Annotated in this window: 9 protein-coding genes; all 9 read right to left on the reverse strand. The window is 43.2% G+C overall.

From position 1 onward, the window contains the following. Positions 1 to 378 precede the first annotated feature (378 nt). Positions 379 to 684, reverse strand: coding sequence for a CRISPR-associated endonuclease Cas2 (cas2, locus tag AC6I5A_RS11235; protein ID WP_034615844.1), 306 nt, complete (start codon positions 682 to 684; stop codon positions 379 to 381). A gap of 10 nt (positions 685 to 694) precedes the next feature. Then, positions 695 to 1,726, reverse strand: coding sequence for a type I-C CRISPR-associated endonuclease Cas1c (gene cas1c, locus AC6I5A_RS11240; protein ID WP_034615829.1), 1,032 nt, complete (start codon positions 1,724 to 1,726; stop codon positions 695 to 697). Then, positions 1,723 to 2,415 (reverse strand): CRISPR-associated protein Cas4, encoded by a 693-nt coding sequence (gene cas4 / locus AC6I5A_RS11245; protein ID WP_034615832.1) that lies wholly within the window; start codon positions 2,413 to 2,415, stop codon positions 1,723 to 1,725. The genes cas1c and cas4 overlap by 4 nt, the downstream gene beginning before the upstream one ends. 6 nt (positions 2,416 to 2,421) lie before the next feature. Then, on the reverse strand, positions 2,422 to 3,288 hold the full coding sequence (gene cas7c, locus AC6I5A_RS11250; protein ID WP_034615834.1) for a type I-C CRISPR-associated protein Cas7/Csd2: 867 nt from the start codon (positions 3,286 to 3,288) through the stop codon (positions 2,422 to 2,424). 55 nt (positions 3,289 to 3,343) lie between these two features. Beyond that, positions 3,344 to 5,302, reverse strand: coding sequence for a type I-C CRISPR-associated protein Cas8c/Csd1 (cas8c, locus tag AC6I5A_RS11255; RefSeq protein WP_034615835.1), 1,959 nt, complete (start codon positions 5,300 to 5,302; stop codon positions 3,344 to 3,346). Next, positions 5,302 to 6,018, reverse strand: coding sequence for a type I-C CRISPR-associated protein Cas5c (cas5c, locus tag AC6I5A_RS11260; protein ID WP_034615837.1), 717 nt, complete (start codon positions 6,016 to 6,018; stop codon positions 5,302 to 5,304). The genes cas8c and cas5c overlap by 1 nt, the downstream gene beginning before the upstream one ends. A 15-nt stretch (positions 6,019 to 6,033) precedes the next feature. Next, positions 6,034 to 8,559, reverse strand: a complete 2,526-nt coding sequence (locus AC6I5A_RS11265) for a CRISPR-associated helicase/endonuclease Cas3 (protein ID WP_034615839.1) — start codon at positions 8,557 to 8,559, stop codon at positions 6,034 to 6,036. Between the two features lie 138 nt (positions 8,560 to 8,697). After that, on the reverse strand, positions 8,698 to 9,702 hold the full coding sequence (locus tag AC6I5A_RS11270) for a helix-turn-helix transcriptional regulator (protein WP_034615841.1): 1,005 nt from the start codon (positions 9,700 to 9,702) through the stop codon (positions 8,698 to 8,700). 671 nt (positions 9,703 to 10,373) lie between these two features. Beyond that, a partial coding sequence (locus AC6I5A_RS11275) for an Ig-like domain-containing protein (RefSeq protein ID WP_052168043.1) occupies positions 10,374 to 11,245 on the reverse strand: 872 nt, incomplete at its 5' end.

The following is an 11,245-nucleotide window of genomic DNA, read 5'->3' on the forward strand; positions in this document are numbered from 1 at the left end:
AAGTTTCAATCCACGCGCCCGCACGGGGCGCGACCCCTGTAGGTCCGTTCTTGCACTCGGTTATAGAGTTTCAATCCACGCGCCCGCACGGGGCGCGACCCGTACAACGGCATCCTCCCCTTCGACAGTGAAGTTTCAATCCACGCGCCCGCACGGGGCGCGACCTGTAGGTCCGTTCTTGCACTCGGTTATAAAGTTTCAATCCACGCGCCCGCACGGGGCGCGACAGTCCCTAAAGGGAATATTATGAACAAAGCGTTTTTAAGCTTTGTTTTGCGAAAGTTATATTCTATTTGACTATTTTATACATTAAAAGTCGGATAACTAATATCTTTCCCATAAAATATGCCCGTTGCGAACATTCCAGTAAATCTATGTTCACTTACCGTTCGCATCAATGATCAGAACCCCTTCCGGGTCATAAGACTCGTTGGTACCGTAATGCTCAACACGCTTTTTCCAATTACTACCCAGAAAATAGTAGCGTAAGCTGTCCTTTTCCGGATCAACGATGCTTTCCAGCCGGTGTTTCAGGTCTGTAAACTGCGTCGGATCGACCAAACACTCAAACACTGAATTCTGCACTCTCTGACCGAAATTCTTGCACTGTTTGGCAACCCTATAAAGACGTCTTTTCCCTGCGTCTGTTGTAACATTGACATCATAGGTTATCAAAACCATCATAGTCAATCACCTACTTCCAGATAAATGGCGGGTAATCCTCAATATCCCCTCGGATATGTCTGGCCATCAGCACTGCCTGAATATAAGGAATCAGACCCAGCGGTACTTTTTCATCCAGATAAGGATGTGTAATTTCCTCTTGCTTACGCTTCTGCCAGGTCGTGAGTACCTCTTTTCTGGTACTGTCGTCCATGATCACCGCGCCGTTTTCCTTGATCACGAAACCTTCTCCATCGATTTGATTGCGATTGATTAAATTGAGTGTCAAACGATCGGCAAAATGCGACCGCAGTTCTTCCATGATATCAAGCGCCAGGCTTGCTCTGCCCGGCCTGTCCCTGTGCAAAAATCCCGCCTGGGGATCAAGGCCCACGCTTTCCAGGGCGGCAGTCACTTCATGTGCCAGCAAAGTATAGAAAAAGGAGAGAAGGGCGTTGACCCGATCCAAGGGGGGCCTCCTATTTCTGCCGGTCATCTGAAAAGCATACTTTTGGGCAAGAATCAATTCGTTAAATCCGGAGAAATATAAATTTGCCGCCTGCCCTTCCAAGCCTCTAAGTGTATGCAAATCCATTGCTTTATCGACTTTCTTGCCTAGATCGGATATTAATTTCATGATACTGACAAGTAAAGATGTATCAACAACTTCGGGATGGTCGCGAATAGCCCGGTGCAAGACGGCCCTGCAATTCATCATTTTAGCCGCGATGAATCTTTTGGCCAGCCTGACACAAATATCATCGTTGTCTGTCCAGCGGTACTGATTCTTTCGCAACAGAATATTGCCGGAGACCTTACCGGTTACACGAGCTTGAAATTTTCCGTATTGGGTGAGAAATGACAGTGACACCCCTCTTTCACAGCAAAGCTGCATTAGTTTCGGACTGGCTCCAGTGAAGTTAAAACAGACGATCCCCTCCAAGTTATGCACGGGAACGCGGAATTTGATTTCATCGTCCACCCTAATGAGAATATTCTCCCCTTCGCAGGCCAGATAAGTATCCGGGATGGTCACATAGAGCGTGTTCAGCAGTTTCCTCAAATTTTTATCTCCTCCCAATCCAGCATCCGTTGTAAGTACGCCTCGACAGAGCGGTGACGGATGGTAAGATTCGGCTGACATTGTTCGGTCAGTGAACATAGCGAGCAATGCTTGCCCTTATGCGCCCTGGGAGTCTTCCCATCGACAAACATTTTCTGCATCTTGCCGGCAAGTTCCTCCACCCGTTTTCGCAATACATGGTTAAAATAAATCTTTTCCCTGCGCTTTGTCTGGCCGTAAAACAGGAATCCGCAGTCAATGGAGATTTTCAGCATTTCTTCCAGACAAATTGCCTGCGCGCACAACTGGACTGCGTCACGATCATCCCTTTTGGGCCTTCCCCGCTTATATTCGATCGGGAAAGGCTGCCACCAGCCTTTACGTTTGTTCAGTTTGACAGCAATACCCTCAGGCGAATTCTCCACCATACGGAATTCCACCACGTCGGCTACCCCGCGCAGGCCAAGTTTATAGGATACAATCGGCATTGCTCTGACAATTCGGAGATCACTGCGCGTCTCATTTTTGAACGGATCGTCTGCTTTTTCATGGAGAAATTTACCTTCCAGCGTGCGCGAATTCTCCGCCCAGACCTGTTCAATATGGATCAGCGCCCATTGCCTTTCGCAGAAGGCCATGTGCTGGATACCAGAGAGAAGTAAAAGATTGTCTTCCTCATAAACTGACATAAGTAATTACCTTCCGGGTATTATTTCCGGAGTCAGCTCAGGGAGTGGTTGAAGAGTAACAATATAATCTTCTTCAACATCATTGGGAACATCCACATCAGGTTTTACATCTACTTTTAGTGAGCGATGAACCTTAGCGGACGAATATTGCCCGTTTTTACAATTGTGCTTCCACCAAAAGACCTTATAGACCTCCATACTTCCTTCCGGTCTTGCGGATGAAGCGTCATTCTCAAATAAATTCGCCAAAACCTTCTTAATTGCTTTCGCATCTTCATCACTGAATCCGGTTTTACTAGCCAATTGAGGGTTCATGCTTCCGTAAAAAACATATACGCCGTGATCTACCCTATGCTTCATTCCCATCGTATCAGAAGATCGTTTAGTTCCATCGCCTACACTGCTTACACTTTTGGTGATTTGTATACTGGAGATACGTTCAAGTACAGGAGCTATAGAAAACGCGGAATGTATCGATACAGGGCCCCGAATTCCTATCGATACCCCTTCACCTTTTTTATCTCCTTCATAAGCAAAAACCTGGCCGAAGGTGCGCACGTCTATCCATTTCTTGCAAACAGCTTCACGGAATTTTTTCTCATCTTTCCAGTTATCTTTACTAATTTCCCCTTCAGCTCTCTTGCGAAGACTCGGATACCCATCAATACGGTTATCATCAGATTGAACAAAAATAGCAGAACCTGCTTCCATTAGCCGATTCCTTATTTTCCGTTTAATACAAACATCTGTCAATTCTCCAATTCCATCATAGTTGATACGAGGCCTATTTCCATTTAGCGGATCACCGTTGGGGTTAGCATTTTTGACATTAATAATCACCGCAAAATCAATTTTATTTAACAAGGTTCCCATGGTTTCCAATCCCCCTTTAAATTAATACTCCGTTGATTTCATTCTTCACGATGTTTCAAACATTTGGTTTCTCTTCATCTCGTTTTTTCCACAACGCATTGCGCTGGCTATGATAACCAAGAAGAAATTCGCCGCTTAATTTCTTATCATTAATAAAATCTTCCGGCTTAAACATATCAATAACTTCTGAGATTAATTGCTGCCTTTTAGCTGACTTGCCACCGAGTCTAGCTTTATGGGGCCCTAATGCCAGTTCCAAGGTACGCCATGTTGAATAGGGGCGATCCGCAAATCGCTGCATCAATCTAGCTGCGTTCGTCTGGCGTTTTTCTCCCGAATCATTCAGTGCCCATTCTTCAATACTGTCTGCCAGAGCCAGCAATCTGCCGTATAAATAATCCCTCGCTTTCCTATTTTCATCCAGTGCCATATCAAAATCCTCCTTTTCATAATATTTTTTATAAAGTGCACAAGCGATACTGAGCGTTTTATTCCACTCCCATTCCTCCATACTTATACGCTTGGAGGCTCGCCGCACTGCGGATTCCACTAAATCCCGCGGCAACTTTCGTCCATCAACAATACAGGGAATAACTCGTTCTACCATTGACCTGCGGAGTTTATCATCTACCCGCAAACCATATGCTGCTTCCGCTATATCACTTGGTGCAGGCGCGCCAACAAATCGAAGATGCAATTTTTTCTTCTTTCCGGTTTGCAGGTCAATTATTTCTTTGGAACGATAATCATGTATCCAACAACATGTTTGATGCCATTTTTTAATTCTGTCTAGAAAATCAGATCCAGTTAATTCCCGATAGAAAGAAATGGCCATACGCCCGGGTGTTGCGGAATCAAGCCCCAGTACTACGATACTTGTGGTATCGCCCAACTCTGTGCTATAACCGGCGATTTTCTTACTTAACTTAATTGCTAAGTCCTGAGCGGTTGAAGCAGCCGGTTCGGAATCACTTTCCATTGCCTCCAAGTCCAGCATTGAAAATGAATCCGCCATTAGATCAGGTATCTCTTTCCCTGAAGTAGCCCATGCTACGATTGCCTGATCTCCTCTTCTGTAACCCTGCCGGCTTATTAGCCAGCGCAGGACATTATGCGCTTTCTGTGTCACTTCAAAGCCAACGCCGCAGGCCTGTTGCGCTGATAAGAAACGCCCCCGGAATGTAAATCCGCTGGTATCATTCGCTGAAATAAGTTTTGCTTTATCACCGTCATTTCTTATCTTTGCCGGGTGCTGGTCGGCCGCCATGACTTCCGTTCCGGTTACAAAACAGAATGTTTTGCTGTCCTTGGTCGATGAGTAATATTTAGACCAGCTTTCGAATAAATCTGTATCTTTCCAAGTAGCAGATTGCGGGTCATTTGGCATCTCTATTATCCACCGGATAAAGGCATCCGCTTGCCAACTATCGATTTCACCGGTTTTTTTATTTTCTTTTCCGGGCAGTAATTTAAAAATATCCGGAACAACCTTATCAGGTTCTTCTTCCCATTGTTTCAACAGCTTTCCATCAGTATCAACGAATAAAATTTGGTAGGCAATTAAATCTTTTATCACTGTACCCTGCTCGACATATTTTAAAACAGCTTCTGCTTTCGGGTGACGAAATTCTGATTTGCACCAATTTCTTAATAGTTTCTTATATTTTTCATGCGGTTCTTTGGGTTCTTTAGCGTAACCACTTGTTACCTCTCCCCCATAACCCACAAAGTCTCCCGCTAGGTATTGGAGCTTATCACAAAGAGGATGTGTTTCCGGTTTTTTCCCTGCTCTACCACCGGATGCTTCTGTGCATGGAATAACAGTACGGGCTTCTTCTTTAGGAATAACTCCTGCCCGCTTAAAGCTGCCGTCTTGGTTAATAACAATCTCAATCTGCGCCTTTTGTGTAGTATGGCAGATCGGTAAAAGTGGTACTTCATTTTCATCCGAGCCGGATTCAATCATTGATTGGCAATTCTCAGCAGTTTGATAAAGTTTTTGTAACCAACTCATCAGTTTGCCACCTCTTCCGAGTATCCTTCCAAGAGGCCTTCCTCTTCCAATCCTATCGATTCAATATTGCGTGCGGACATTTGCCTGATAAATTTGCGGATCTCACATTGTTCTGGACGAATAAATTCAACTACGCCGTTTACCATCTTTGGCCGCCAAAATCTGGCGTACAACTCGTTCTTTCCAAGTTCGTCAGGATAGTCAAAGCCATGAAACATCAGATCAAAGCTCAGCTCACCGTAATTGTCATAAAAACCCTCTTCTTCACCAATTCGGCAAGGTTCTACATATCCCTGGCATTCACGGGTTCCCAAGAATATATCCCTTCTGCCGCCGCGTTCAATCATACGTTTGGCGACAAAGAAGTGCTTGTTTTCATTCTGATCCCCGGCCAGGTCTTCCCGTTGTAAATTCCATTCAAAATGCGCCTGTACCTGATATTCAACATCAGAAAGATAGGTATATATCGATAAGGAATTACCTCCGCCATATTCAATGGGTTTGGCGCTTCGAGTTTGGGTTTTTATCGGTTTCTTTACACGCAGCTTATCGATAAACCATATAAGTGTCGGTTTCCAGTACACCGATTCCATGATTCCCTTTAAGGCCTGATAGGTCGGAATTTGATAGCTGCATTTTTCTCCGCCAATTTTGGTTAGTGGATCAGTAAACAGCGCATATTTGCCGTATACTTTAAATTCAACCTTGTTTTCCATGTTGTTACCACCCCCTTAACAAGTCAGCGTTTCCATTTCATTGACTTTACTTGCGCTCATGCCATAATCATCGCTGTAATACTGCTTATCCAAATAGAATATTCCTACCCCCTCCTGCACCTCATAAATTATTTTTTGCTTGATTAATTCTTCAAACTGATTACAATAGACATTTACGGAGTACCGCTGCGCTTCTTTTAACAAACGATATTGTGTACGAAGGTCTTTCACTTCACACAGTTCGCTGATAATCCGGTTACCTTTTTCACCGTATGGCACGATGACGCCCTGAGTACGTGCATCAATAGCCTGAAAAATTTTTGCGGCCGTCATAAAAGACTGACATAAGAATATATTTGGTGTCTTCGAGTTTATCCGATGGTATTCAGCTGTAGATTTCGGATTTGTTGACAAAAGGTCAAAAAGATTATCTGCCCGACCGGCTGCAGATTTAGGAGTTACTGGATAATTCATATCCCCCTTTCGTTCGTAAAAATAATATTGATAATAGCGCTCCATGGCTTTTAACCCCAGAATATCTTTCTCAAACTGTGCAGAATCCGTTTTAAATTCCTCTAAAACGCGTTCTGCCTTTTCCCTGCCGATTTTTATATCTATTAATTTATTAATATTTTCCTCTTGAGGATTGACAATAAAGACCCTTCCCCTTTGTGGTCTGGCGCCGTTCCTGTTACAGCGGCCGGCGGCCTGGGCAATTGAATCAAGTCCGGCAAGGTAACGGATAACACTGCCAAAATCGATATCTACACCGGCTTCAATTAATTGGGTACTGACACAGATAACTGGTTGCTCCTCAGCTAGACAATCTTTTATCTCTTGCAAATATTGCAACCGATGCGCCGGACACATATTTGTGCTGAGATGGTACACTTTAACTTTCGGATTCTTCCGAACCTGCTGAAAGAGTGTGGCCGCTGACTTTTTGGTATTTACAATAACCAAGACACTGCCGGTTTCTTTCAATTCTTCTTCGACCAGGCCGACTACCTCTTGATTTGTCCACCCTCCGATTTTGCACCGATCAAAAATTTCAACCCTTTTCAGATCCTCAAACAACTTCCGAACATCGGGCATCATTTGCTGATCAAGTCCAATCGGTAAAGCCCTCTTACCCAAAAGTTCACTGTTTAGCAGCGGTTGTGTTGCGGTACAAAGTATTACTGTAGAGCCACAAGCTTTAAGCAAAAATCGAACCCCTACGTTAAAAAGATACACACATCGAACAGGTAAAGTTTGAATTTCATCAAAGATAATCACCGTGTTGGCTAATTGATGCATCCTCCTGGCGTTTCGGTTCCCATATCCAAACAACGTTTCCAGAAGCTGAACCATCGTAGTAAAGACAATCGGCGCATCCCAGTTCTCAGCCAGTAGTTTCTGACGGCTGGTCTCTTCCTCTGGAGTTAAATTGGAATGATGCTCAAGGACGATCTCATTTACATCAGTTACATCAGTCCTTTGCTCTATGTCACCTGCCATTATTTTTCTGACTGTTTCAGCGTTCTGATCAATAATAGAAGTGTATGGAATGACATAAATAATTCGATCCATTCCATGTTGGTTCACATGGTTTAAAGCGAAACGTAAGCTCGAAAGGGTTTTCCCTCCGCCCGTAGGCACTGTTAATTGGTAAAGTCCTTTCGGACGATTCGAGAATTTTAAACAATGATCCGAAATCTCCTTACGCAGCATATTTACTTTTTCCTGTTCATTTTTGATCTCGGTTTTATTCTCAAAATCACTAAGACGTTTCTCCAGTTTTCCAATCAGCGTTTGCCAAGAAACATAATTTCCATAGTTTCTTTGCTCAGTTCTCTCTGGAAATTCGAAATCTGCAGTGTTTAATCTATCGGCATCAATCAGACAACTAAAGAGAAATCTTGTGAACAATCCAACCTTTAACATAAAAGTTTCGTTTGAGTCACTTGGTTCCTGTAAAGATTTAAGCTTAAGATTAAAATCACCAATAAAATTTTTATCCGCTAATATTTTTTCCATCTTACGTTTTACAGTATCGTTAACGTTCGCCAGCGCTTCTTTTGTTCTAGTCTTTTCATCAAATTTGTTCATCCGTCGCGAATAATTATCAGTACCGTCCGGGGTTAAACAATCTATTATTCCGGAATGATGCGAGGCTATGATTAAAGATAAGATTTGGGAGGTAAAAGTACTTACTTTTCCTTTATCAGAAAAATAATGATAAATGATTTGAGCACCTGCACTGGAATGATCAATTCTCCCCTTTTTTCCGGATGCATCTATATAATCATCCTCATCGGGATCAATTAAACCCGTCGCTGATCCAATATATTGATAAAATTCAAACGTTGCTTTTCCAAAATCGTGTAATAAACCAATGAGTTCTCCATGCTTTTTCAAACCAATTTTCTTAGCGAATTCCCCCGCAAAGAAGGATGTTTCTTCAAGATGTCTTTCCAGGGACTGCTCTTCTCCGTCCTTTTCACGTCGGTGCGCTATAAACTTCGGGTTACTCTTCTCCTTATCTTTATTATCCTTCACCTCATTACCTACTTCCTTTCAGTTAACCCATGAAATATACATAAACTCATTAACATTTTAAGGAGCCGATACGTAAATCAAATACAAAAATGAAAGCGAAAGCAATTCTAATTATGTCATAAAAAGACTTAGTTAACCCTACTTACTTAGTCTTTTTCTTCTGGAAAGCTCTGGTAACCTATATCTACCTATCATTTCCCATACCTCTCTTCCAATCTCCTCCCGCAGCTCCTCCGGCTCCAAACATTCCGCCGCCGCACCCCATCCCAAGATCCACTGTTTTATCTCCCATGTCCCTTCCACCTGTACGGTATAGATCAGGCTGTCTCCCTCCAGTTCCTTAATCTCCTGGGTCGGATGCCAGGTATTTTCCCGGATCAGCCGGGAAACCGGCGGCTCGAAGCGGACCTTTACCGTAACCGGTTCCCCTTTACCCATCTGCCAGCTTTTCTTAAAATACTCGTGCAGGGAAAAGTCTTCGGGACTTGAAAATTGCTTATCCGTCTTTCTCAAGTCTTTAATCCGATCTACCCGGAAAATCCGGATCTCTTCTCGCCGGTGACAGTAAGCGATAAGATACCAACACCCTTCCCTAAACATAATGTGATAGGGATTGACCTTGCGGACAGAGACCGTGCCGCTGTTGTAGGAATCGTATGTAATCTCAATGATGGCGCGGTCCAGGATAGCCTGGTTAATCTCCGTAAACACTTCTCCCCATGGATAGTAATCTTTGATCTGTTTCACTACAATGCTGGTGCGGGGCTCCAGACTTTTAAAGAAATCCTTGTCTTTCTCCCGGATGACCTGAGAGATTTTAGCCAACGCCGATTCCAGATCATCGCGAAACGGAAACCCTTTCTGCTCCAGCAGTACTCTTGACGCCACAAAGATCGCCAGAGCCTCCTCTCCGGTAAAAACCAGCGGTTTTAAATAATACGAACCACGCGACCTGAACCCTCCGGCAGCTCCTGTTGATGAGGCAATGCTAAATCCCGCTTTACGCAGGTTACTAATATCCCTTTGAATTGTCCGGGTGGTCCTCCCAAATATCTTAGCTAGTTCTCCCGCTTGAATTCCGGGAGATTTTTGAATCATATATACAAGATTTAATAACCTTTCCGTATGGTTTAAATCAATCATCTCAAACTCCTAAATTCTTCTTTCCTTTAACTCTACCGTAATATGTAATTTGTGGCAAAACTAAAACGACATATGTTTGTCATAATAGATGTGTTAACAGAGACTATTTATGAATTATTCATGCTCACTGGTGCTAAACATTCAAAACATCCCTCTCCAAATCAATCAAAACTCTCTGTCGCTCATGAAAATCGCCTCTGAATATTTCCACATCTTTCCTCTATTTCCTCCTAAGATCGTGAAAATAATCCAAGAAAAAACAAAAAGCCAGCCGTCCTAATGACGACCTGGCCTACTTTGTATTCCTATTACTGTTTACTTATCAAACATATCCATTTCATAGATATTGCTTGTCCTGATCAGACAGCCACCCCGGCGGGGTTCGCCTCATAAAAGAAAACTGTCTGCATAGAGTAGTTCGGGGTAGCGGACTTAGCCTATGGCAAGACAGTTTTCCAAGTCACTATTGCTATATTTTTAGTATATCTTCGCCCCAAATGGTATACCTACAATCGTTGCCAAACTAATACTAACACTCCCTTGCAATATCCCATAGTCCCTTAGTTTGGGTAGATTTAACCCCGGCGGAGGACATGCTAAGGTCTGAATGTGCCATCTTCCAATGGACTATACCAGTGGGTGCTATAAGGAGAAATTTTAGAGTGCGCCAGTTACATTTTAAATGATTTTTTTACAACAACTTCACATGTCGCTGTAAAACCGCCATCTTTAGTTTTAACTGTTATAATAGTTGTTCCGGTTTTCAGTGCTGTTACCAGTCCCGTACTGCTGACCGTAGCTATTGCTTTATTACTGGAAGTCCAAGTTACATCTTTGGTGGTTGCATTTGTAGGTATAATCATTGCAAAAAGTTGATCAGTATTTTTTATGGGGATATAATCGATCGTTTTATTAATAGTAACTCCGGTTACTGGGACATTAACGGCCTTAACAGTTAAAACGCAAGTTGCTTTAAGATTGCTGCCATCTGACGTGGTTGCGGTGATATTGGCTGTTCCGGGTGCTATCGCTATCACCCTTCCGCTATCATCTATTGTCGCAACTTCCGGATTATCCGATGCCCAATTTATACTCTGGTTCGTAGCGTTAGATGGAGTAATTGTCGCAGTTAAGGTCTCTGTTTCACCTGCGGTAAGTGTGGCAACAGTCTTATTCAAGCTAATACCTGTTACCGGAACAACTGAAGGTGAACTATAAAGTATTACTAATCCATTGTTATAATCGGCGATAGCAACATCAGCATCTCCGTCTGAATTGAAGTCACCTACAGCAAGGCCCTGAGGGTTATAGTGCGAGGCATAAGGAATCTGGTAACTGGAATACGCCATTAAACTTCCATTAGTATCTTGCAAGTAAAGGCTCAGGGTATTCCAACCAGCATTCAAAACAATTACGTCCGCTCTCCCATCGGAATTAACATCTGCCACTTCAACTGTCTCCGGGCAGTCATAAGCAGCGTATTTGATTACCGGATCAAGGGTACCTTGAGTGTTTTGGTTGAAACCTGGATTCTCGCCGACTC

Source organism: Desulfosporosinus sp. Tol-M2, from assembly GCF_059735615.1.